General features: G+C 42.1%; 17 protein-coding genes, 1 tRNA gene and 1 pseudogene. 10 read left to right on the plus strand and 9 right to left on the minus strand.

Going from position 1 to position 23,471, the window contains the following annotated elements; translation table 11 throughout:
- Positions 1-20 precede the first annotated feature (20 nt).
- Together AC5JMF_RS26320 and AC5JMF_RS26325 are read left to right on the plus strand one after the other, a co-directional pair.
- A tRNA-Arg gene (locus tag AC5JMF_RS26320) sits at positions 21-94 on the plus strand.
- A gap of 35 nt (positions 95-129) precedes the next feature.
- A complete protein-coding gene (locus AC5JMF_RS26325) occupies positions 130-1,629 on the plus strand; it encodes a glycosyl hydrolase family 57 (RefSeq protein ID WP_495798657.1) in 1,500 nt (499 codons plus the stop codon).
- A 372-nt stretch (positions 1,630-2,001) separates the two neighbouring features.
- On the opposite strand, the gene AC5JMF_RS26330 is transcribed toward AC5JMF_RS26325, so the two are convergent.
- Positions 2,002-3,360, minus strand: a complete 1,359-nt coding sequence (locus AC5JMF_RS26330) for a sensor histidine kinase (protein ID WP_495798658.1) — start codon at positions 3,358-3,360, stop codon at positions 2,002-2,004.
- Positions 3,361-4,375: 1,015 nt separating this feature from the next.
- Between AC5JMF_RS26330 and AC5JMF_RS26335 the strand changes: the two genes are divergently transcribed.
- From AC5JMF_RS26335 to AC5JMF_RS26350, 4 genes are all read left to right on the plus strand, one after another.
- Positions 4,376-5,428, plus strand: coding sequence for a permease (locus AC5JMF_RS26335; protein ID WP_495798659.1), 1,053 nt, complete (start codon positions 4,376-4,378; stop codon positions 5,426-5,428).
- Positions 5,429-5,605: 177 nt separating this feature from the next.
- A complete protein-coding gene (locus AC5JMF_RS26340) occupies positions 5,606-6,376 on the plus strand; it encodes a TIGR03943 family putative permease subunit (RefSeq protein ID WP_495798660.1) in 771 nt (256 codons plus the stop codon).
- A gap of 24 nt (positions 6,377-6,400) precedes the next feature.
- Entirely contained in the window at positions 6,401-7,903 is a 1,503-nt protein-coding gene (locus tag AC5JMF_RS26345) for a hypothetical protein (protein ID WP_495798661.1), read from the plus strand.
- 135 nt (positions 7,904-8,038) lie between these two features.
- Positions 8,039-8,701 (plus strand): Uma2 family endonuclease, encoded by a 663-nt coding sequence (locus tag AC5JMF_RS26350; protein ID WP_495798662.1) that lies wholly within the window; start codon positions 8,039-8,041, stop codon positions 8,699-8,701.
- Between the two features lie 66 nt (positions 8,702-8,767).
- Here the strand turns inward: AC5JMF_RS26350 and AC5JMF_RS26355 are convergent, their stop codons facing one another.
- From AC5JMF_RS26355 to AC5JMF_RS26375, 5 genes are all read right to left on the minus strand, one after another.
- On the minus strand, positions 8,768-10,969 hold the full coding sequence (locus tag AC5JMF_RS26355; RefSeq protein WP_495798663.1) for a tetratricopeptide repeat protein: 2,202 nt from the start codon (positions 10,967-10,969) through the stop codon (positions 8,768-8,770).
- 244 nt (positions 10,970-11,213) lie between these two features.
- Entirely contained in the window at positions 11,214-11,393 is a 180-nt protein-coding gene (gene psb34 / locus AC5JMF_RS26360; protein WP_495798664.1) for a photosystem II assembly protein Psb34, read from the minus strand.
- Positions 11,394-11,599: 206 nt separating this feature from the next.
- Complete coding sequence (gene thiO, locus AC5JMF_RS26365) at positions 11,600-13,675, minus strand: glycine oxidase ThiO (protein ID WP_495798665.1); 2,076 nt, start codon at positions 13,673-13,675, stop codon at positions 11,600-11,602.
- A 256-nt stretch (positions 13,676-13,931) separates the two neighbouring features.
- Positions 13,932-14,279 carry a hypothetical protein gene (locus AC5JMF_RS26370; RefSeq protein WP_495798666.1) on the minus strand — a complete coding sequence of 116 codons (348 nt, stop codon included), beginning with the start codon at positions 14,277-14,279 and terminating at the stop codon, positions 13,932-13,934.
- 24 nt (positions 14,280-14,303) lie between these two features.
- Positions 14,304-14,642 (minus strand): 2Fe-2S iron-sulfur cluster-binding protein, encoded by a 339-nt coding sequence (locus AC5JMF_RS26375; protein ID WP_495798667.1) that lies wholly within the window; start codon positions 14,640-14,642, stop codon positions 14,304-14,306.
- 75 nt (positions 14,643-14,717) lie between these two features.
- On the opposite strand from AC5JMF_RS26375, the gene cimA reads away from it, so the two are divergent.
- Together cimA and AC5JMF_RS26385 are read left to right on the plus strand one after the other, a co-directional pair.
- Positions 14,718-16,352, plus strand: a complete 1,635-nt coding sequence (gene cimA, locus AC5JMF_RS26380; RefSeq protein WP_495798668.1) for a citramalate synthase — start codon at positions 14,718-14,720, stop codon at positions 16,350-16,352.
- Positions 16,353-16,455: 103 nt separating this feature from the next.
- Positions 16,456-17,073 carry a Uma2 family endonuclease gene (locus AC5JMF_RS26385; RefSeq protein WP_495798669.1) on the plus strand — a complete coding sequence of 206 codons (618 nt, stop codon included), beginning with the start codon at positions 16,456-16,458 and terminating at the stop codon, positions 17,071-17,073.
- Between the two features lie 257 nt (positions 17,074-17,330).
- On the opposite strand, the gene AC5JMF_RS26390 is transcribed toward AC5JMF_RS26385, so the two are convergent.
- Positions 17,331-17,564 carry a hypothetical protein gene (locus AC5JMF_RS26390; protein WP_495798670.1) on the minus strand — a complete coding sequence of 78 codons (234 nt, stop codon included), beginning with the start codon at positions 17,562-17,564 and terminating at the stop codon, positions 17,331-17,333.
- 161 nt (positions 17,565-17,725) lie between these two features.
- Between AC5JMF_RS26390 and AC5JMF_RS26395 the strand changes: the two genes are divergently transcribed.
- Positions 17,726-19,882, plus strand: coding sequence for an NAD(P)/FAD-dependent oxidoreductase (locus tag AC5JMF_RS26395; protein ID WP_495798671.1), 2,157 nt, complete (start codon positions 17,726-17,728; stop codon positions 19,880-19,882).
- A 177-nt stretch (positions 19,883-20,059) separates the two neighbouring features.
- On the opposite strand, the gene AC5JMF_RS26400 is transcribed toward AC5JMF_RS26395, so the two are convergent.
- Positions 20,060-21,598 carry a hypothetical protein gene (locus tag AC5JMF_RS26400; protein ID WP_495798672.1) on the minus strand — a complete coding sequence of 513 codons (1,539 nt, stop codon included), beginning with the start codon at positions 21,596-21,598 and terminating at the stop codon, positions 20,060-20,062.
- A gap of 600 nt (positions 21,599-22,198) precedes the next feature.
- Between AC5JMF_RS26400 and AC5JMF_RS26405 the strand changes: the two genes are divergently transcribed.
- Entirely contained in the window at positions 22,199-23,158 is a 960-nt protein-coding gene (locus AC5JMF_RS26405) for a Uma2 family endonuclease (RefSeq protein WP_495798673.1), read from the plus strand.
- A gap of 42 nt (positions 23,159-23,200) precedes the next feature.
- Here AC5JMF_RS26405 and AC5JMF_RS26410 read toward each other — a convergent pair.
- A pseudogene (locus tag AC5JMF_RS26410) lies at positions 23,201-23,386 on the minus strand (NAD(P)-binding domain-containing protein); the annotation flags it as partial.
- Positions 23,387-23,471: the final 85 nt, after the last annotated feature.

The raw sequence follows: 23,471 nt of genomic DNA on the forward strand, positions 1-23,471 counted from the left end.
AAGAGCCAACATTTTGCTGTGGGCGCGTAGCTCAGTTGGATAGAGCATCCGCCTTCTAAGCGGATGGTCGCAGGTTCGAATCCTGCCGCGCCTGTTTCAAGTAAATATTAAATTTCGGAGCAACTAGAGATGCTTTCTTCCCCTACCACGCTCACAACTTTGCCCGAAATCATCGATGGCTTGCCAAATATTTCTGGTTGGGAAACAGAAGTACTTTCGGTAGTGAATCATCGTGAACCTGTTTTTTTACCAACAACGAATATTAAGTTAGAAGATGTTAATGCTGTGTTTGCGATCGCTTTGCATATGCACCAGCCGACAATACCCGCTGGATATGGTGGTTCACTCATCAGCAATTTACAATACATGTTTGAGCATCCCCATGAGGGAGATAATTACAATGCAGGGCCTTTCGCTAATTGTTACAGCCGCATGGGTGATTTCATTGTTGAACTTGTCTCTCAAGGCTGCAACCCACGTGTAATGTTGGATTACTCTGGTAATCTTTTGTGGGGACTCAGGCAAATGGGACGCAATGATATTCTTGACAACCTCAAACGTATTACTTGCGATCGGGCCTATCAACCTTATGTAGAATGGCTGGGTACAATGTGGAGCCATGCTGTTGTTCCTTCGACTCCCATCCCAGATATTAAGTTACATATCATTGCATGGCAACATCACTTCGCTGCGCTTTTTGGTTGGGAAGCATTAGCGCGAGTCAAAGGGTTTTCACCGCCAGAAATGCACCTACCAAATCACCCTGATACCTTCTTTGAATTTGTGAAAGCGCTCAAAGAATGTGGATATCGCTGGCTACTGGTTCAAGAACATTCAGTTGAAACACTCAGCGGTCAATCTCTCAGCTATAAACATCTACCACATCGCCTGATTGCTCGCAATTCTCAAGGGGAAACAATTAGTATTACTGCCTTAATTAAAACTCAGGGTTCAGATACTAAATTAGTCGGTCAAATGCAGCCTTATTATGAAGCCAAAACCTTATCTAAACAACAAGTGGGAAATACGTTAATACCACCTATCGTCTCACAAATTGGCGATGGCGAAAATGGCGGTGTTATGATGAATGAATTTCCGAACGCTTTTAAACAAGCTTGGTGGGAAATGGCGCATCATGGCGGAGGAAAAACAGGTGTTGTGGGGATGTGCGGTACAGAATATTTAGAATTAATTGAGGCTGCTGGCTGCAAACCTGAAGACTATCCAACTTGCCAGCCAGTCGGACAACATCATATTTGGCAACGAGTTTCATTAGATAATCATCAATCTGAAACTGTAGAGCATGTTATTCAAGAATTAAAGCAAAACAATCCAAATTTTCACATGGATGGCGCTTCGTGGACAAATAGCATTAGTTGGATCAAAGGATATGAAAATGTGCTGTCTCCCATGAATCAACTGAGTAGTTTATTTCATCAAAAGGTTGATTCGTTACTACAAAATAACTTAGCAGAATCGGTTACAAGAGAACCTCGCTATCGTGATGTTTTATTGCATAACCTTTTGCTGCAAACAAGTTGTTTTCGTTATTGGGGACAAGGTGCTTGGACTGATTATGCCCGTGAAATTTATCAACGTGGTGAGAAGTTGTTACAAACGACGTTTTAGAGGATGTTTGAAAAGTTAATTTTCTTGTATCCCGGCGATTAGAAATCGCGCGCCAGTTGCTTCAAGTCGGCAAAGCCGCCCAACGCACTGGCTTGGCTACACAGACAAAACCCACCTCCGTGGGTTTGAAAGATATAACTTTTGGTTAGTCCACGGAGTTGAACTAAGCTTTGTGTATTAGCGAATTCTATTCGCCCAAAACTTTTAACCAGTTCCGTGGGTTTAAGTCCCCCGGTTCTATAACCGACAAGTTTTGTGTTGGGGTCAAATCCCCATTACAAAACTTAATTACGAATTACGAATTACGAATTACGAATTACAAATTACAAATTATTTAAAACATCCTCTTAAATTCGGTGCCACGCTTGACTGTTAAACTAAGGGTAATAAAATTTCAAATTCTGTGCCTGAACCCAGGTGAGAACGGAAGTTTATTTTACCTCCATGTCTTGCCATAATAATTCGATAGCTTGCTGTTAGGCTAGTTTGTTTACTGGCGCTTTTTTCTATAGAGAGAGACTCGATAATTTGCTGTTGCAATTCTGGAGAGATGCCAGGGCCATTATCAGTAATGCGAATCGCTACCCAACGAGAATCTGGTGCTGCATCTAGATTACATGCTTTTTGGGAAATTACCTCTGTAGTAATTTCTATTTTGGGTTTGTTAGTGGTGTTTTTAACTTCTAAATGTAACTTTTGTCGGACTCCTTCATTTAGTAGATTATCCACTGCTTCGCTTAATATGTTCATTAATATTTGGTTCAATTGTCCCACAAAGCCATACACTGGAGGTAAATGACCATAGCATTTAACGATTTCAATTTCTCCTTGTAGACGGCTATTAATTAATAAAACAATACTATCTATGCAAGCATGTAAATCTAGTGGTTTGGGATAAATTTCATCAATATGACAGAAATTTTGTAAGCTAGTAACAAGTTTTTTTAATCTTTCGGCTCCAGTGCGGATACTAGCAAGTGCTTGTGATAAATCTTGTTCTAAAAAATCAAACTCTATTTCTTCTTTAAGATCAATAATTTCTAGAGCAGGTGATGGTAATTGTTTTTCGTAACCTGCTATGAGTTTGAGCAAGTCTTGAGTGTAGCTTGAGACATAAGTGATGTTACCCCAAATAAAACCTACAGGGTCTAAAATTTCGTGTGCTACCCCATCTACCAAACGCCCTAGACTCGCCATTTTATCATTTTGAATCATTTGAGCTTGGCTATGTTCATAGCGGATCAGATTTTCGATACCTCGAATTTGCCAAGCAGTAATATTTAATTCTTGGACATCTAGTAAGCTGTAACCAGATGCTGTTTGTACTACTATTGGTTCTGCTAAAATTTCTGGCGATCGCTTTAAACTCAGTTGCATCGCAGTTAAAATCGATGTTGTATCAGGAAGCAGTAATATTGTTGTTCGCCCATAACTGTAGAGAACTTCCAACGACTCTTGATGAAACAACTTTTCTCCATGAGGACGAATCAAAAACTCTAGCAGTCGCCGCCGTGAAATCATGCCAAAAAACTTCCCCTGTTCTAGCAAAATTACTCCAGGTAACAAGGGGTATTTATCAAAAAAATTAGCCACTTCTGCACCAGTACAGCTAATTTCTACCTGGAAGTTGTACATGGAAAGTTCTTGGAGAGTTGATTCTAGAACAAGATCGCGATCGCTACCTACAGACACAAATGGCGGTGAGATTTGGCAAGTTAATTCTTCTGGCACTAGACACCCTGGTTTTTATAGAGACAGGCAATCAATCAGCTAACATTTTAGCGATACTTTCTAAAAAATCAAGCTCTTAATTGCTTTAAACTTCTAGTCAGTAAGGGTTTGATGCTAATTAAACGTGATTGTTAATTTTGTTTCAAAAACAGTTTTATAAATGTCTTACGTATAAAAATCTTCATAAAATTATACAATTTATACTCCATTACTACTTAAGTACTGCTGTAAAATCTGCCAACAGCATAAGTTGACGATAATTCCATCTGTGTGAAGAAATATAAATTTAATCTAGTAGCGCGTCAAGGTTAAAATGGTGTAATAGCCGCAGGTTAGATTGAGGAACGTAGACGCCTGAAGGGCGGCTTTCCGCAGCGTAAATCAACACCTAGATACATGTTGGGTTTTGCTCCGCTCAATTCAACCTACAATTTTTTTGCAACATTTAAGGATAGACACGCTGCTATAAATCGGCATCAACTAAGTAGGCTTCTATCTCTAGAGAGATTTTTTATAGAAAAATGAATCATAAGTCGTCATAGCTGTTAGACTTTGGTCTTGCAGTTTTAAAATTTTTGTAGTAGAAAATCACCAAAGCTCAGATTTAAATGCTCAAAATACTAAAACCACAGTATGGGGACAATCAAAGGCGATCGCCAAATGTTGAATAACTGTAAATCATTGATGAAAATCTGACTGAGTTAGCATCCTGCCAAAAGAATTACTGTAAGTATAAACATAGATAATTCAGCATCATCTAGCTAGCTACTTGCTCTATGGAATCGGAACCATTTCGGAAGTCAGACTATCTTATGACTAGTCATCCTCAGTAAATAAACTCACGTAAAAATCACTATCCAGGATGAGGTCAAGGTTGGTGGTGCTTCAGCGGTACTATAAGACCAAATAATTGTCTAAAAGATATTTAATTTTGCTAATCTGCTTTTGATCCCCGTTTAGATAGAATGACTAGGCAGAACCCTAAAACTCCAAACCGCTTTTGACTGCGACACCCATGAATCAACTGAACAATGGTTTTACAATATTTCTCAGTCTGCTAGTCGAGGCGATACCTTTTTTGCTGCTTGGGGTTTTACTCTCTAGTTTGCTGCTATTTTTTGTTGATGAACGCAAATTAGTGGAAAAAATGCCCAAAAATCCACTGCTAGGTGCTTTATTTGGCAGCTTAATTGGCTTTTTGTTTCCGGTGTGTGAGTGTGGCAATGTGCCAGTGGCGCGGCGATTGCTGATGCAGGGAGTACCCACACCAGTAGCAATTGGTTTTTTGCTAGCAGCACCGACAATTAACCCGATTGTAATTTGGTCAACTTGGACTGCATTTCGAGATCAACCAGAAATAGTAGTCTTACGAGTCGTGTTTTCCTTATTAATCGCTACAATTGTAGGTTTTGTTTTCAGTTTTCAAAAGGACTTACATCCTATCGTTCAACCTGCTATTAGTCGTTATTTGAAATACAGTTCCCCCTCGAAAACATCTTCTAAACACCGCCAGGGAGGTTATGAAATACAACAGCAAGCAGCAACACCCAATTTGTTACAATCTGGGACTTATATTCTAGGAGGAAAAGCAGGCACACCAATCCGAGTAGATAGCGATTTAATGCAAACAAATCCATCCACTAGTTTTAGTAAACCCCTCCCGGATAAACTGCATCTATTGTTGGATAATACTATTCAGGAATTACGAGAATTGGGAGCAGTGATGGTTATTGGCAGTGCGATCGCAGCTGCTATTCAAGTACTAGCTCCTCGTGAATGGATACTTAGCTTAGGTGCTGGCCCCATCAGTTCAATTATTGCCATGCTAGTACTAGCAGCAGTGGTGTCAATTTGTTCTACAGTCGATTCATTCTTTGCTCTATCTTTTGCCTCAACTTTTAGCAGTGGTTCACTACTGGCATTTCTAGTCTTCGGGCCAATGGTAGACATCAAAGGTATTGGTTTGATGTTATCAATATTCAAGCCAAAGGCGATATTTTACTTATTTGTTTTAGCAGCACAATTAACGTTTTTGTTCACACTTTTTGTTAATTTGCATGTCATTTAAAAATTTGTCCTTTGTCATTTATCCTACGAATTACGCGCTTCGCAGCGGTAGCGAGTCCTCGATAGCGTTAGCGTAAAGCCTACGGCATAGCTTCGCTTAGAGCGACATAGGAGCGTCGCGTCATTACGAATTACGAATTACGAATTACGAATTATTTAATGACTCTTGATTAACAAAATGACTAATCCAAAACCCAAATCTCAAATCCCAAATCGCTTACTTCCCTGGCTGGATGTCTTCGCAATTACAGCTTTGGGTATTTTGATGGTGAAATACTGGTTAACTGGCAAGCTGAATTTGTTAATTCACCCAAATTACTTTTGGTTAGCAATACTGGGTGGCTTCAGTTTGATTGTGATTGGAATTTTAAAGGCGCAAGACCTTTGGCTGCGGCGGCGTCGTGATTTGACGCCAAATGTGCAGCACTTTACCTTATTTCCTCCTGGTTGGGGTAGTGGTTTGCTATTGGCAACAGCGATTTTGGGTTTCATCATCACACCTCAAGTTTTTGCCAGTGATAAGGCACTCCAGCGAGATGTAACTGATTTATTGGGAACAACACGCGTCAAACCCCAAGCATTTCGGGCTACTATTCGCCCAGAAGAGCGATCGCTTGTAGATTGGGTACGTACCGTGAATGTTTATCCAGAACCAGATACATATACAGGGCAAAAAGTCAAGGTTCAAGGATTTGTCATCCATCCACCAAATATAGGCAAAGAACATTTATTCTTGGCGCGATTCGTCCTTACTTGCTGTGCAGCAGACGCTTATCCCATAGGATTACCCGTAAAAATAGAAGGGAATCGGGATCAATACCCCCCTGATAGCTGGCTAGAAATAGAAGGAAAAATGATGACGGACACTGTAGCAGGTGAACGCAAACTTACCATTGCTGCTGCCTCCATTAAAAAGATTCCCCAACCGAAGAATCCTTATAGTTATTAGTTTTTTGTCCTTTGTAAATGACCAATGACCAAATCTAAAGCTTTTATCCAACCACTAGATCGGATAGCGATCGCACTCATGTTATTACTGAGTCTGCTGATTGGAATCATCATCTTACAAGGTGATGTGGTGACGGCTCGTGTCCGCGATTTTAGTTGGCAGAATCAACAAATCGGTGCGGAGGATCTCTCTTTTACCCTCACCTTTAGCCGTCCAATGGACAAAAAAAGCGTAGAAGATAGTCTGAAGGAAGCAATAGATCCACCACTAGCGGGGAAAGTGAGTTGGGCAGGGCGACGGATGGTGTATACACTGCGGACACCAGCACCTTATGGCACGAATTATCAACTGAAATTGCAGGGAGCCAAAGATAAGTTTGCTGAACAAGAAGGCAAAAAAAGGATAATGCAGCCCTTTACGGGTAATTTTCGGACGCGCGATCGCGTCATCCTTTACGTAGGTGCTGATCAACAAAACCAAGGACAGTTAGTTCTCTACAACCTCACTCAAGAGCAAAAAAAGGTACTTACCCCCAAAGACTTGATTGTTATGGACTTTGAGCCATATCCCAATGGGGAAAAAATCTTATTTTCTGCCCGCACCACCAAAAATCAAGACATACTTTCGGCTCAACTTTACACAGTCACAACAGGTATTTCTGGAAAATCTGGAAAGCCAGCAGAATCAGCCAGCAAAGTTGACTTGATTTTAGATAACAAAGACTATCAAATTCTCAAATTTGATTTATCGCCCGATGGACAAACCATTGTAGTTCAACGGGGAAATAAAGCTAATCCCAATGACTTTGGGCTGTGGTTTCTGCCAGCCAACAGCGACGCTTCCCAAGAACAACCTACCCCTAAACGCTTGCAAAGCCAACCGGGAGGAGACTTTACGATCACACCGGATAGCAAAGCCGTGGCAGTTGCCCAAGGACAGGGGGCAGCAATTCTACCCTTACAAGGTGATGCTACTAAACCTCTAGATTTCTTGCCGCAGTTTGGTTTAGTGCAAGCATTCTCCAAAGATGGCTCTCAAGCAGCGATGGTAAAATTTAATACAGATTATACGCGAGATTTGTTTTTGGTGACAAACCAAGGCATACAGAAACCACTCTTAAAAACCACAGGCACAATTATCAGTTGTCAATTTGATACAGCTTCGCCCACCCTCTACTGCTTACTGACACAGCTAGTATCGAAAGAGCAATATATAGAACAGCCTTATGTCGTAGCAATCAATCTCAAAACTGGACAACAGAAACCATTGCTAGTCCTACCACCAGATCAGCGAAATGTGCAAATGAACTTATCTCCCGATGGTTTGGGCTTATTATTCGACCAAGTAGTATTACAAGAAACCACTGCTTCGTCACCTGCAAACATTGTGAAAAATGATGATGGCGAAGCGATCGCCACTAGTAGTTTATGGTTAATGTTATTGTCTCCTGTGGCTGATGCCGACACTGAAGATATTCAACCAGCACAATTACCTTTAGTTGGTTTTCGCCCTCGTTGGCTACCGTGAGACTCTCTACTCCCTACTGCCCATTTTTAAAATAGAATTGTAGTTGAGCGATTGCGAGAGAAACTGCGTCAAGCTAGAAAGAATCAAGCGTGAAACAACACAATAAAATACTGGCATGAAGTAGATAAGAATATTATGTTGCAACCTTTATCTCAACCAGTAACATTTGCAGAATTCGTAGAATGGAAGCCCGATGGAAAACGTTATGAGCTTCATGATGGAGTGATTGTTGAGATGCCACAACCTACAGGCGACCATGAAGATATTATTGGATTTTTAGCTGAACAACTCACTTTAGAATATGTGCGTCTGAGACTACCTTATTTGATACCTAAAACTGCATTGGTGAAACCACCAGAAAATGAATCAGGTTATTCACCAGATGTTCTATTATTAAATCGCTCTAATTTAATACATGAACCCCTTTGGAAAAAGAAATCAACTGTGACTCAGGGAGCGTCAATTCCATTAGTTATTGAAGTTGTTAGTACGGCAGTTGCTACAACGGGGGGAACCCCCGCAACGCACTGCCTCACTAACTGGCGTGATGATTACTACAAAAAATATGGTGAGTACGAGGGAATTGGGATTCCTGAATATTGGATTGTAGATTATCTGGCTTTCGGCGCTCGTAAGTTTATTGGTAATCCTAAACAGCCTACTATCTCTATTTATAATTTAGTAGAAGATGAGTACCAAGTTAGCAGATTTCAGGATGGCGATCGCATTCAATCTCTAGCATTTCCAGAATTAAATTTAACTGCCAAGCAAATTTTTATGGCTGGGATAGTTGTGTAAATCTAACTTTGTTCAATTAAGACAATAGAAAAAACTGTTCCCTGTTCTTTTGTTCGGTAAGATAACCTACAACTTTGGTAGAATTTCTGGCAACAACTGACTAGGAACTTTAGATAAAGCTAGATTTTGTCCTTGAATACCTAACTCATTGTGAAAAGCCCGAATTGTTTTCACTACGTAAGCAAAGGTTTTCTGATAAGCTTCCGTTTGTTTACTCAATGCATTCAACGCTTGTAAATGATTGTTTAATGCTGCTTCTAAATGTTGAGAAATAGTTGGTTTATTACCATTAAAAGATGGATCGATTACTAGTTGATAATGAGCTAATCCCAGATTATTATAAGTAGCAAGTAAATCAAAGCTTAAAGACATACCTTTAATTGATTTAGCTAATGCGATCGCTTCTTCGTAAGCATTGATGCATAGTTGCAGAAACTTCTGTCGTGTCTCTTTAGTGATTTGAGATAAATTAGCGATGTGCCAGTAAGCAGTGCCTAAATTATTGTGGGTAGCGGCACAAGCAGCAGGCACATCAGCAGCAGTGCGATACTTGAGTGCTTCGCGATAAACATCGATCGCTAATTGTAAATTTTCTACTGGTTGTTCGTATTGTGCCAAATTCCAGCAGGCAGTACCGATGTTATTTTGAATCATGCCATACTTGAGCGGTTCCTGATCGGGACTATAGTGTAAAAGTGCCAGGTTATAAGCTGCGATCGCTTTTTTTAAATGTGCGACTGGTTGTTTATATTGCCCTAAATGCCAGTAAGCAGTACCTAAATTGTTCTGACAAGCAGCATACTTTAAAGGATCTGTCTCAACTGTACGGCAGCGCAGTGCTTCACCATAGGCGATGATTGCTTGCTGCCAGTTCTCTGCTGGATTAGAAAAACGAGCCAAATCACCATAAGCTGTCCCCAAATTATTTTGCACGCGTGCGTAAGTTTCTGGGTTTTCCTTTGGCGAAATTAGCTTTAATGCCAACTGATAAAATTCTATTGCCTGCTCTATGTAAGATTTTCCTTCCTCAGAATTTGGTGGTGTGCGGTACAGCATCCAGTAAAGTGTACCCAAGTCGTTTAAAATATCTGAGAGTTGCGGCGAATCCTCATCATAGCTAATTGACTCCTGATAGGCGATGATCGCCACCATGAGGTTTTCTATAGTTGACTGTCCTTGCTCAATGCGAAGACGGTATAAATTACCTAAGCGATAATAAGCTTCTGCCAGCACTTTCTCTGAAGCTTGTTGTGAGTGTAATTCTTCAATCTCCAACAAAATTTGCTGCATTTGCGAGTCATCTTCTATACCTTGAGCAAATTTTGTGTTGCTGGCTGCTATTATTAGTTCTGCTAATTCACTGCTAATGTGAGACAAAGAAGATAGTAACTGCTGGTTGTTACTATTGCTCAAAAATCTTGTTTCTGATTGTTGCTGTTGCGTCTCAGTCTTCAATAAATCTATGATTGACGGCGAATTTTGTTGAGTTTTACTTACATGATTTGCTAAAAAATCGCCATCGTCCTCAAACTTGAGTTCATTAACTGGTGTAGATTCCGATTCAATAACAGACTCTTCTAAAATCGATTGTTCAAGGTTGCTTGCATCTAAACCTCTTGAACTAGAAAAACGTTCTGGATAGCTAGAATTGTGCGTTGTTGGTGTAGGTTCTCCAGCAAACACAAATATACCAGTGCGGCAATTCCAAAACTGAGGCGCTGATTGTTGCACAGCATACAACCAAGGACGTGGTACCCATAACAACAAGCTAGATTCTAGAAATTGGCTAGATTCTGGGGTAAAAAAATATTGCTCGCTTAAGCGGAGATAGTGCAAAAATAAACGCTGTGTAGCAACCGGTTGCTTGGTTAGCTGCTCTACGCCTACAATTTGAAATGCTGGTATTGGCAGAGGTCTACCTGGAGTATCTTTTGATGCTCCCACAATTGGCGGTGGATAATTAGTTAACCATTGATTGATCTGAACTATGAGATTTGGGTCATTTAAATTCAGCCGCAATGTCACTAATCGCGGATAGGCTGGAGTGCTAATATCTGGTGCATCGGATGACTGATACAGCACCTGTCCAACCGGATACGCCAATGTAGAGTGCAAACGAGCCGCAACTTTATTTCTCAAGTGTAAATCATCACACACTGCTAGAAACAGTTGCCGCCGTAAGCCTAGACTAAGTGCAAGTTTTAGGCGGTGGTATACTTGCCGATTCCATGCAAAATTATCGCTGTGTGCAGTGTCATTCACGCTCATGGCGGCTAAAGAGCCAAAACAAATTATACATCCCCTTTTGGGGCGCATCCAAATAGGCTAAAAATCTGGTATTAATGTTAAAAAATACTATTTATCTCAGTTTTGCATCAAATTTCAAATATGAAAGTATATAATTATACTTAATATATCTAATCCAATTTTAACAAAAATAAAAAACCAGGTTCCTGTGAATATTGGAACCTGAAACAATAAAGTAATTAAATTTTATTAAGATTTGTTGTGCTTAACTGACATTAGAAACCGAGAAGGCGACAAAAATTAAGCTAACAACCAAAACTGTAGCAGCGATTCCTAAGATAATGTAATTGCGTTTTTGCCCTTCAGTGGGAGGTTCTGCTCGATAAATCTTCGGTTCTTGAGCAAAGTTGTTCAGACGACCGCCTTCTTCGCTTGTGTAGGGCATGTGAATTCCTTTATCTTAATATTGATTTAATGTTACATAAACATCATATACACTCTTGATGTGTTAGACAAATCGTTACACTTGTCATTTGTCACACCGCTCTTAAAGCTAATAGTCATTTAAATTACGTCTTTGCGATTCTGCTCCCCATTACCCCTAATCCCCACTGGGCTTCGCTAACGTGGGGGCCCCGAGTTCCCCATTCCCTAACTTGTAATTTTGCCAGTTAGGGGTGAGCTAGCACTGGCGTAGTCTTTGATGGGCATTCTACCGGCGAAGTATGCTAGACGGCCGGCCACTGTTGCGAGGTTCATGGCATGGGCCATGGCTGCGGGATTTTTTGCAAGAGCGATCGCACTATTAATCAACAAGGCATCTGCACCCAATTCCATGGCTTGAGCAGCTTCTGAAGGTGAGCCAATACCAGCATCTACAACCACTGGTACGCTTGCATTCTCAATGATAATTTGAATATTGGCGGTGGTCTTTAGCCCTTGTCCAGAACCTATTGGCGATGCTAAGGGCATGACTGTAGCACAGCCTACATCTTCTAAGCGCTTGGCTAACATGGGGTCGGCGTTGATATAAGGTAATACCGCGAAGCCTTCTTTAACTAGTTGTTCTGCTGCTTGCAGTGTGCCAATCGGATCAGGGAGTAAATACTTAGGGTCAGGTATTACTTCTAACTTGACAAAATTATTATCCTCTTGTCCTAACAGTTTCGCCATTTCGCGTCCCAAACGGGCAACCCGAATCGCCTCTTCTGCGGTTTGACAACCGGCGGTATTGGGTAACATCCAAATTTTCGTCCAATCCAGGGCTTCCGCTAAACCTTCGTGTCCAGGTGCTTTAGTTTGCACTCGTCGCACTGCTACAGTGACAATCTCGCAACCACTGGCGATGACGCTTTGTTGCATCTGTTCAATGCTGCGATATTTACCAGTACCTGTAAATAGACGGGATTGGAAGGTTTTGCCAGCAATGATTAATGGGGAGTGGGGAGTGGGGAGTAGGGAGTGGGGAATAGTATGAGTATGGTTTCCGTTGGTGAAGTTAGCGGGGTGGGTGAACATTGGGGGAGTCGATGGCTGGGTGTGGAAGCGGGAATAGTGGAATTCTGAGAGTAGGGGGTCGGATTTTTGTTCTAAGATTAAATCGGCTATGAGTGTAGCTGTGATGGGTGTAAGTAGAATTCCATTGCGGTAATGACCAGTGGCAAGGGTTAAGTTTTGACAATGGCTAGTACCCAAGATGGGTAATTCATCGGGGGTAGCTGGGCGAAATCCCCACCAAAATTCTTGGAGTGGATAATTTTGTAGTTGAGGATATAGCCTAATGGCTGCTTGGAGTAATTTTTGAATGCCTTCTGGGGTGTTATGGGGGGTAAAACCGACATCTTCGCTAGTTGCACCAATGATAATTGATGAATCGCGCCTTGGTACGATGTAAATATGCTGACCAAATAAAATCCGCTTCAAAGGCAATTCTTGCACAAACTCCGGAACCCGCACACTCAGCATTTGTCCTTTTTTAGGATGCACGGGTAATGGTAATAATTCATTTGACCAAGCGCCTGTAGCTAGAACATAATGTGCAGCGCGAATCTCTCCAACATTGGTTTGAAGGCCAACAATCTGTCCCTGCTGCTGTCTAATTGCTTCTACTGTGACACCTGCTTTGAGTTCCACACCAATAGAAGCAGCCGCATTCCACAGTACATGGGCTAAAGCTTTATTATTAACTTGTGCATCTTCAGGATACCACCAGCCGCCTGCAACTTCTGTACCCAATCCTGGTTGATATTGATGGATTGCCTCTTTATTTAACCAATAGGCGGTGAGGGGGGAAGACGCGGAGATGGGGTGAAGCGGTGAGTCGAGTGCTGCGGGAGGGTTTCCCTCTACAGGCAACTGGCGAACCCGTAAGGGGGACGCGGTGAGTTTTATAGAGACATCTCCGTGTCTCCCTGCTCCCTGCCCCCCTGCCTCTTCATATACGGGTGTGAGGCTACCACAAGGCCAGTAGCTAGTATTTAATCCGGTTAATTCTTCTAGTTTACGCGTCCAGTCGGGATATAGAGAACGCGATCGCCAACACAAGGAATACATTGCTTCGTTCGAGATGTTTTCGGCATCTGGGGCTAACATCCCGGCAGCAGCGTGTGTAGCGGCAGCTTGGAAATCACGACAAAGAACGGTGACATTTGTCCCGCGCAGCTTTAATTCTACGGCGATCGCCAAGCCAATAACGCCGCCACCAATAATTACAATGTCACTAGCCATTAGCCGCTGATACTGAGGGTACCCCTGCGCGGTAGCAAGCTAGCAAGAGTGTCCGGTAGGGAAGTCGAAGTATTAGTCATTAGCCACTTTAATTATTAGTACATAACTAATAAATCATAACTAATAACTTATGAGTGATAACTCATAACTCGTAACTCATGACTAATACAGTACGGCAGAAATCACTAGAGCGAGAGAATCAAGATAAAAAAGTTGAGGAGCATTACAGCTTTGTGCCTGTTTGCACTAGCAATCGTTACCACAAGGCTCTAATTGGTTCGTTGCCTTGATTGTCATCACTAGAAGATTGAGTTTCAGTTGTTTGAGTGTCTGTGTTGTTAGGGGATGTTGAATCATCGGTATTATTGTTTTGAGCAATACTACCTCTGCTTTGCGTTCTTTCTTCTGTTGCGCCATTATTCCCGTTATTTCGGCTGCCGGCAGTGCTATTAACATTAATATTAGCTGGCAGAACGCTGGCTTTTTTGCCATTGTTGGGAACGCTGGCGTTTTGTCCCCCCATGGGAAAGTTGATACCCAGCAATGTACCCAAAAGAATTGCTAGGCCTCCAGCCATCAGAATCAGGGGTGTCCATCTACCCATATTGTTTCGCTCCTTTTTAACTTTTTAACCTTCTGGTGTCCACTCTATTCGAGAACCTTGTCCCCAAAATCCATCAAACTTGGTTACTTTAACGTTACCTAAAACCTGAGTTTGGCAAGCTAAACGCAGGTTTGTTGTAGGAGAATGAGGAGGAAGCGAACGCCGCGCTTGATCACGCCAATTCGCTGCTGAAACTTCGCCTTCTACCTTAACCGCACAAGTACCACAACTGCCAATCCCTCGACAGTTGATTACTTTAGCACCGCCGTTGTAGAGGTCAATACCATTTTGCAGCAGAATTTTGCGGAGATTAGCTTTGCTTTCGCACTCAATTGTTTTACCTTGAGCTAGTACTTTGGGCATTCCTAGATTACCAAACTGCCTTTTTGTTGTATATTGGCACATTGGCTTAAAAGTTGTCTCGCCGGTCTCAGTATTATGACCACAAATTCCTCACCTCAACTTTGGCTTTACGACACGACATTACGGGATGGCACTCAGCGCGAGGGGCTGTCAGTTTCGATAGAAGATAAGTTACGCATTGCCAAAAGACTCGATCAACTAGGAGTTCCCTTTATTGAAGGCGGTTGGCCTGGTGCCAATCCCAAGGATGTACAATTTTTCTGGCAACTGCAAGAAGATCCGCTCAAACAAGCAGAAATTGTTGCTTTTTGTTCGACTAGACGCCCCAACACTTCTACAGCTGATGAACCCATGCTACAAGCTATTTTGGCTGCTGGGACTCGTTGGGTAACAATTTTTGGTAAGTCTTGGGATTTACACGTCACAGCCGGACTCAAGACGACTCTAGAAGAAAATTTAGTGATGATTGCTGATACGATTGAGTTTCTGCGTTCTCAAGGGCGTCGCGTCATTTACGATGCTGAGCATTGGTTTGATGGTTATAAGCAAAATCCAAGTTATGCTTTACAGACATTAGAGGTGGCGATCGCAGCTGGTGCTGAATGGCTAGTCCTCTGTGATACCAATGGCGGCAGTTTGCCTCATGAAGTCAGTCAAGTTGTTGAAGTAGTCAATAGTCAACAATCAATGACAAAGAACAAAGGACAAATGACAATTCCCCAAATTGGCATTCACACTCATAACGACTCAGAGATGGCTGTTGCCAACGCTTTAGCAGCCGTTATGGCAGGGGCAACCATGGTACAAGGCACAATCAACGGTTACGGTGAACGTTGCGGTAATGCTAACCTCTGCTCGTTAATCCCCAATTTACAACTGAAGTTAGGTTACAGTTGTATCACAGAAGACCAGCTAGCGCAACTTACAGAAGTGAGTCGTTTTGTTAGCGAAGTGGTCAACCTCGCCCCTGATGAACATGCCCCCTTTGTCGGACGTTCGGCTTTTGCTCACAAGGGTGGTATTCATGTATCTGCTGTAGAACGTAATCCCCTAACTTACGAACACATTCAGCCGGAACAAGTGGGGAACCGTCGCCGCATCGTTATTTCTGAACAGTCAGGACTCAGCAATGTTTTAGCTAAAGCGCGCACCTTTGGTATTGAACTAGATAAGTTAAAAGCCGAGGCTAAGCAAATTCTCCAGCGCCTTAAAGATTTGGAAAGTGAAGGATTTCAATTTGAAGCCGCAGAAGCCAGTTTTGCACTTTTGATGCACGAAGCTTTGGGAGGACGTCAGCAGTTCTTTGAAATCAAAGGTTTCCAAGTCCACTGTGATTTGATTGAAGGGAAGGAAGACAGCAACGCTTTGGCAACGGTTAAAGTCGCTGTCAGTGGCAAGAACATTCTGGAAGCAGCCGAAGGTAATGGCCCCGTGGCCGCTTTGGATGCTGCCTTACGCAAAGCTTTAGTGAATTTTTATCCCCAAATAGCGACCTTTGATTTAACAGATTACAAAGTCCGGATTCTCAACGGACATACTGGTACAGCAGCAAAAACCCGCGTATTAGTAGAGTCAGGTAATGGTCATCAACGTTGGACAACTGTAGGAGTCTCGACCAATATATTAGAGGCTTCCTATCAGGCGGTAGTTGAGGGATTGGAATATGGCTTGTTATTACACTCCCAAGCGGAAGCAGCGTTGAAAGTTTAGGGGTTAGATCTCCGACTTTTTCAAAAAGTCGGAGATCTAACCACTTAAGTAATTCGTAATTCGTAATTCGTAATAGAGAATTGCTAATGGGGAGTAATAACTAATGACTCAAACCTTACGTAAACTAGTTACATTCGATGAATTCGTTGCTCAATATCCAGATAACACAGGAAAACGCTATGAACTACATGATGGAGTAATTGTTGAAATGTCACCACCAACAGGTGATCATGAACAGGTTATTGGATTTTTAGTTGGAGAAATAGTTGCAGAATATAAACGTTTAAAACTGCCTTACTTTATTCCCAAAACAGCGTTTGTCAAACCACTGGAGGGTGAATCAGCTTATTCACCAGATGTGCTGATATTAAATCAGCCTAATTTGGTGAATGAGCCTCTGTGGAAAAAAGAATCAACTATAAGCCAAGCACAATCAATTCCCTTAGTAGTTGAGGTGGTTAGTACTAATTGGAGAGATGATTATTTAAAAAAAGCGGCTGACTATGAGGCAGTAGGCATCAGCGAATACTGGATTGTAGATTATGCTGCTTTAGGCGGTAGACGGTTTATTGGCAATCCCAAACAACCCACTATCTCGGTTTATTCGTTAGTTGAGGGGGAATACCAAGTCCGGCAGTTCCAAAATAGCGATCGCCTCATCTCACAAACTTTCACACAACTAAATTTGACTGCCGAGCAAATTTTTCAAAGCGTTGCTTAAATAATTCGTAATTCGTAATTCGTAATTCGTAATGACGCTCCTTCGTCGCTACCGCTGACGCTCGATGACTCGCTCTAAGCGAAGCTATGCCGCAGGCTTTACGCTAACGCTAACGTAATTCGTAATTAAGTTTTGTAATGGGGAGAAAAGCCCCGGCGAGAAATCGCGGCTACACAAACAAAACTCACCTATTCTTCTTTATAACTTTACTTTCTCGCCGCAAGAATGCGATCGCACTAGTTCCCAAAACTATCCCCTCAAGTAAAACTTTCCCAAGCTTGAGCAACCAATTGGCTCAACCAGCGTCGCTGTTGCCGATCTAGCATTGGGTCGTCTGCAAGCAACTGAGCGGTTAATTCTTCCAAAGATTGACCTTGGGCGCGGACAACTTTAATGACTCCAGCGATCGCAGCGGCAACTAATTCTTCATCAATAGGCTGTTGTCTTAGGTCAAAAATTTCTTGGGGGCTATCTGGAATGGGATAATTCATGGCGTAGGTTTACACAAATACAAAATGAAAAATAATTTTGACAAACTCTTTAAAATTCTTTAACTGAATCTTTATAGAAGTGATAGGGCGGAGTTTAACGTATTTTCTGCCTTTAATAAATCTGTCTAAGTGAATAGATTAAGCGGAGATGTCAAGGAAAGATGAGAGAAGTTCTTTATTTAGAAATTCCAACTGCGGATATAGCAGCGGTGCGTAGTTGGCTACAAACAGATTTTGAGCCAGGGAGTGGGGAAAAGGTGCTGACCCCGGAAGGTTTTCGCCTCAAAATTACCACAGCAACTACAACTAGTAATGGGGGTATTTCCGAAAAATTACCCGTTGAGTTGTCGGTATTTGTCTGGTCGGTGCAGCGAACTACTTATTTAAAAGTGTTTCGTTGGGCAGACCAAGCATTTCCTAGTGAGAGTCGAATCTTACAACGCTTGACGACAGCAATCAGAAGCCGTTTTCCCCATCACTACCCAGAACCCCCAGCAATTGATTTATCCCAGCAATCGATTTTTGCAGCCCTAGCCCCCTATTACCCCCTCACCGTCAAGTATTTCCAAAAAATGCCCAACGGTGAATATGACCTCAAGCGTGCTTATTGGTGGGAACAACGCTGGCGCGAAGGAGTACGGAATCCGCAACAACCGCGTCAGGTGGTTTTTTCTGGGAATCGGGAATGGGGAATTGGGAATGGGGAATTGGGAATGGGGATAAGCACACAGAGTAATTCTCCATCTCCCTCATCCTCCCCATCCCCCACCTACGACATCATCTACATCGGCGGCGCGTTGGGTGCAATTCATGCGGCGGTGATGGCGAAATTAGGATATAAAGTGCTGTTGGTGGAACGAATGCCTTTTGGGCGGATGAATCGGGAGTGGAATATTTCTCGCGATGAGATTCAAAGCTTGGTTAATCTGGGTTTGGTAACTCCTGCCGAGTTGGAAAGTATCATTGCTAGGGAATATAAAGACGGATTTAATAAGTTTTTTGACGGCAATAATCCTGCTAAACTGCGATCGCCTGTCTTACACACACCCACAGTACTGAATTTAGCTTTAGATTCGGAAAAATGGCTGCGATTATGTGGACAAAAGCTACAAGTAACAGGTGGTGAAATCTGGGATGAAACAGAGTTCATCCGTGCAGATATTAGTAATTCACAAGTTGTCGTTACAGTCAAGCATTTACCGAGTCAAACTGAAAAGCAAGTAAGTGGGCGGTTGCTGGTGGATGCGATGGGAACTGCATCTCCCATTGCTTGGCAATTAAATGGAGGTCGGGCTTTTGATAGTGTGTGTCCGACGGTGGGGGCAGTAATTGACCAGGGATTTGAGCCGGGAGTTTGGGATTCTCAATATGGAGACGTGCTTTATAGTCACGGCGATATCTCCCGTGGGCGACAGTTGATTTGGGAATTATTTCCTGGAGTTGGTGAAGAACTAACGATTTATTTATTTCACTACCACGAAGTCAATGGGGAGAATCCTGGTTCTTTGTTGGAGATGTACGAAGATTTTTTCACTATCTTGCCAGAGTATCGCAGGTGCGATATGGATCAGCTGGTGTGGAAAAAGCCGACATTTGGGTATATACCGGGACATTTTAGTGTTGGGAGTAGCGATCGCACAATTGCTTTTGATAGATTAATTGCGATTGGTGATGCTGCATCACTCCAGTCTCCCCTTGTCTTTACTGGTTTTGGTTCCCTAGTTCGGAACTTAGAGCGTTTAACCACACTTTTACATACTGCCCTAAAGCATGACTTGTTGAGTTCCTCACACTTAAACCGAATTCGCGCTTACCAAAGCAACGTTTCCGTGACTTGGCTATTTTCCAAAGGCATGATGGTACCTACGGGAAAATTCTTAGCACCGCAGCAAATTAATGCTATGCTTAATACCTTCTTTGGGCTATTGGCTGATGAACCCTTAGAGGTTGCAGATAACTTTATCAAAGATAGGTGTGATTGGTTTACCTTTAACCGCCTAGCAATCAAGGCAGCGCGAAAAAACCCGGCGCTACTTCTATGGATTTGGCAACTTGCCGGGCCAAAGGATTTATTCCGGTGGTTGGGTAATTATTTTAACTTTGGTCGTCACGCTTTAGTTAGCACTTTATTAGGTGCATGGTTTCCCCACTTTCTCAACCGGATAAATTCTTGGTTAGAACCGAGATACCCGGCGTTATGGTTGCGACTATTAGCGATTAATTATGCTATTAACGCAGGCAAACCGCGATCGCGTCAACTCACAAAAGTTAGTCCAGAAACTAGAATCCAAAAGTCAGAAGCGAGAATTTTGAATTAACGCCTAATGTGAATTAAAAGCTTTAATTTGGTAGTAGTGCGAGCAGGCTAAAATGATGTAATAAGTTTTCTTGTGGGGTGGGACGGAAAGCCCGCCACGGACGGGCGAGACGCCCATCCCACAAGAGTTCTTTTTAATGCAACATTTAAGGCTAGACACGCCACTACTACACACTGTTTATGATTGGCTATTTTGTCGAAAATTCGGCAGTTCCACAGATGCTAACGATTTACGTCCTTTGGGGGGACGCTGTGGATAAACCACAGGTGAAGGTGGATTGCTGTCATTAGCATCATCTCCTGACGAATCTTGAGATAAATCAGTCCCTATTATTGGTGAGATTTCCGCCCAATAATCATCTGTTTCCTCAACAATTGTTTCAGCGTCAGATGAGGTCGAGGTAGTTACAAGAGTATTAATTTCTACACTCAATTTTGAGGGAGGAATCACTTTTGCTGCCATTGATTCCTCAAACTCATCTTTTGATACAGCTTCTGGTTCTGCATCATTTTTGTCATTCTCCACAGGTATGACAATAGGTTCACCTATATTATTGTCTACATTTGTTTTTTCAACAGATGGCGATGATGTAGATATCTGCTGAGACGCGAAAAACATTTGAATTAGACTATCTAATTGCTGATCTAGGCTTGATGAACTAGAAAATGGAATATCTTCCTGTATATTTAGATCATCAACTTCTGGTGAAGAATCTGGTTGTACTGGTGTTGAGTCGTCCTCCTTGTTAGTCCAAGTCCACGGAGACGAGTCAGAAGTCGGAGCAGGTTGATTGATTTTGTATGAGGGTGGTTTTGATGTTTCACCCCAAAGATGATCGGAATTATTCAAAGACTCTGGTTCTGCTGACCAAGCTTTGATTGGCTGTGCGTTAGGAAACAAAGATCGAGCTTTTCTAGAGAATCTGCCTTGTCCGCTGGTTATGTCTTGGGGGTGTTCGGCGTTATCGTCTGAAGAGTCATAGCTAGGGACGGGTGTATCTAGACATTTTTCTAAAGCGGCTTTAAATTGCAAAGTCTGCCGCTGTTGTCGCATCAGTCTAGTACGCAATTCCCGACAAGCAGTTTCAGATTGCAAAAGTTGCTGAGACTGGTCGCTATAATTAGTTTGCAGCAACGAACATTCCCGCTCTAACTGAGCCAAGCGTTGTTGACTAATTTGTAATTGGGCTTTGTAGGTTTCAATAAAAATTTCTTGGCGTTGAACAGTTTGTACAGCAGTTTCTAGCTGTTGAAATAAAGACTTGATTTGTTCTTGAGCTGCTGCCAGTTCCTGATTATGTTGGTTGAGCATGGATTCAGTAACGCTGGAGCGTGTTTTCTGCCACTGCAACATTTTTTCCGACTCAGCTAGGTCGTCTTTTAACTGCTCAACTTGTTTATATAAATCGCTGTTATCAGCACGCAATTCTTCGTTTAATGTCAGCAACTTCTGAAATTCTGAGTCAATGAGTGTTTGTTTGTCGCTGTCAGGTTCTGCAACCCAGTCCTGCTGAGTGTTAGTCTCCGGATACTGCGGAACTTCGTTCTGAGGCTGTGTATCTTCAGCTGGTTTGAGCAGTGGCAATTGAGAAATTGCCATATTTTCGTTAGGCACAACTGAGTAAAAGGGACAACTCACTTGCTCTAGTTGTGTTGAATTAGCAGAATTTAGGGATTCCATCACAGCTCTGTTTTTTGAGGCGTCAGCTTCATTCATCACTCTTGACCCACCCACTTAAAAATATTCAGGCATTGCTTATCAACTGTGTCCGATTGGGGTTTACTTTAGAAGCCAAGTTAAATTTTTCCCAAGCATGAGTAATTAGTCATTAATTTAGGGTTAATCATTTTGCATCTAGAACTGATGCCGTTATAACACTATAAGGTTTGTATCCGTCAACCTTTTAGTATCATGAAGGCTTATAGTTCCAATCCTGCTGAAGGGTCTAATCCTACTTGACTTTAGTAAACAGTTATGTACTAATAATTAGCTGGCAAGAATTTACACGCTGAAAAGATTCTAGCGCTGTAAATAACTGTATCTTTGTTACGGAAAGCAAAGTAAAATAAAGAACGTTTAACAGAAGTTAAGTTTAAATAATTTGGATTAATATCTAAAATTGCCGTCGAATTTATAAAATATTGAAATTAGGATTTTTTCTATCAATTAATTTGTGAGAGTTTAGATCAATGAGGTTGAGATAAGCGATCGCACATCGAAAGTAATAGGCGTTTTGCATAGGTATTAAAAATCACGCAAATGAAATAAACACTTTCTTACCCCACTCCCTACTCCCCACTCCCCACTCCCTAACATATGAGTTCTTTTCCTGTTCCTCAAACTGATCCGCCGCTTCCTCCTTGGCAGACCCTGCCGACAATGTATGATCTTCCCAGTGAAGATCCAGAGGAGCCTGGTTTGCCTGATGAATTTCATGAACTCCAACCCCAACTTTTGAGGCGTAGTCTGCGTCTGAGTAATTATCAACCAGACCAATTTTTCATAGGTTCAGATTTAAATCTGTACTACGATTTAGAGCATCCCCTCTGGCATAAACGCCCTGATTGGTTTTTGGCTGTTGGAGTGTCGCGTTTATATGCAGGACAAGATTTAAGACGTAGCTACGTGATATGGCAAGAACGGAGAAACCCTTTCGTTGTTGTTGAGTTACTCTCTCCTGGTACTGAAAGTGAAGACCTTGGTATCTATGCTGAATCTGATTTAGTGGTAAAGCGGGAGTTACCTAGAGAGGAAATTCAAAATGGTGGAGAAATTAAAGATACACCACCCTCCAAATGGGAAGTGTATGAAAAAATACTGCGTATACCTTATTACATTGTTTTTAGTCGTTACACAAATCGTGTCCAGTTCTTTCAATTGGTAGGTGGGCAATATCAAGAACAACTACTAGATGCAGAAAATCCGCGTATTTGGATTCCAGAATTAGAAATTGCCTTGGGTTTATGGGAAGGAGAGTTTGAGGGGATTTCTCGCCTCTGGCTACGTTGGTGTGACTCCCAAGGCAACTGGATGCCAACTGATGCTGAACAAGAACGCACAGAAAAAGAACAAGCCCTGCAACAAGTAGAACAGGCTTTACAGCAAGTAGAACAAGAACGAACACAAAAAGAACAAGCCCTACAGCAACTTGAACAAGCCTTACAGCAACTGCGACAAGTAGCACAAAATTTACTACAATCTGGGATAGCGATCGCTCAAGTTTCCCAAGTTACCGGATTACCTGAAACAGAAATACAAAAGCTACAAGACCCATAATCGCCCGCATTACATTAAATTACGAATTACGCGCTTCGCAGCGATAGCAATGTACTCAGCAGCACGAATTGCATGGCGGGGATGTGGTGCAATTTCAGCGCCGGCTGCTTGTAATGGGGCTAATTTTTCTGGGGTGCGGTTATAGGCAACTAGCTGTATATCTGCGGCTAACAATCTTTGCGCCATTGGTAGTCCCATTAGTCCAGTACGCAGAAATGCCACCTTCATTTTTTATGTTCCTTTAAATACTCAATTAACAGTTGACAGTGAATAGCTATCACTGTTAACTGATTACTTCAGCCACCAGCAGCAA

The sequence above is a fragment of the Desmonostoc vinosum genome (assembly GCF_059505385.1).

What these genes read in the sequence shown, in the direction of transcription:
- AC5JMF_RS26325 (WP_495798657.1), top strand. Translation starts at nt 130, where the DNA reads ATGCTTTCTTCCCCTACCACGCTCACAACTTTGCCCGAAATCATCGAT.
- AC5JMF_RS26335 (WP_495798659.1), top strand. Translation starts at nt 4,376, where the DNA reads ATGAATCAACTGAACAATGGTTTTACAATATTTCTCAGTCTGCTAGTC.
- AC5JMF_RS26340 (WP_495798660.1), top strand. Translation starts at nt 5,606, where the DNA reads ATGACTAATCCAAAACCCAAATCTCAAATCCCAAATCGCTTACTTCCC.
- AC5JMF_RS26345 (WP_495798661.1), top strand. Translation starts at nt 6,401, where the DNA reads ATGACCAAATCTAAAGCTTTTATCCAACCACTAGATCGGATAGCGATC.
- AC5JMF_RS26350 (WP_495798662.1), top strand. Translation starts at nt 8,039, where the DNA reads ATGTTGCAACCTTTATCTCAACCAGTAACATTTGCAGAATTCGTAGAA.
- AC5JMF_RS26355 (WP_495798663.1), bottom strand. Translation starts at nt 10,969, where the DNA reads ATGAGCGTGAATGACACTGCACACAGCGATAATTTTGCATGGAATCGG.
- psb34 (WP_495798664.1), bottom strand. Translation starts at nt 11,393, where the DNA reads ATGCCCTACACAAGCGAAGAAGGCGGTCGTCTGAACAACTTTGCTCAA.
- thiO (WP_495798665.1), bottom strand. Translation starts at nt 13,675, where the DNA reads ATGGCTAGTGACATTGTAATTATTGGTGGCGGCGTTATTGGCTTGGCG.
- AC5JMF_RS26370 (WP_495798666.1), bottom strand. Translation starts at nt 14,279, where the DNA reads ATGGGTAGATGGACACCCCTGATTCTGATGGCTGGAGGCCTAGCAATT.
- AC5JMF_RS26375 (WP_495798667.1), bottom strand. Translation starts at nt 14,642, where the DNA reads ATGCCCAAAGTACTAGCTCAAGGTAAAACAATTGAGTGCGAAAGCAAA.
- cimA (WP_495798668.1), top strand. Translation starts at nt 14,718, where the DNA reads ATGACCACAAATTCCTCACCTCAACTTTGGCTTTACGACACGACATTA.
- AC5JMF_RS26385 (WP_495798669.1), top strand. Translation starts at nt 16,456, where the DNA reads ATGACTCAAACCTTACGTAAACTAGTTACATTCGATGAATTCGTTGCT.
- AC5JMF_RS26390 (WP_495798670.1), bottom strand. Translation starts at nt 17,564, where the DNA reads ATGAATTATCCCATTCCAGATAGCCCCCAAGAAATTTTTGACCTAAGA.
- AC5JMF_RS26395 (WP_495798671.1), top strand. Translation starts at nt 17,726, where the DNA reads ATGAGAGAAGTTCTTTATTTAGAAATTCCAACTGCGGATATAGCAGCG.
- AC5JMF_RS26400 (WP_495798672.1), bottom strand. Translation starts at nt 21,598, where the DNA reads ATGAATGAAGCTGACGCCTCAAAAAACAGAGCTGTGATGGAATCCCTA.
- AC5JMF_RS26405 (WP_495798673.1), top strand. Translation starts at nt 22,199, where the DNA reads ATGAGTTCTTTTCCTGTTCCTCAAACTGATCCGCCGCTTCCTCCTTGG.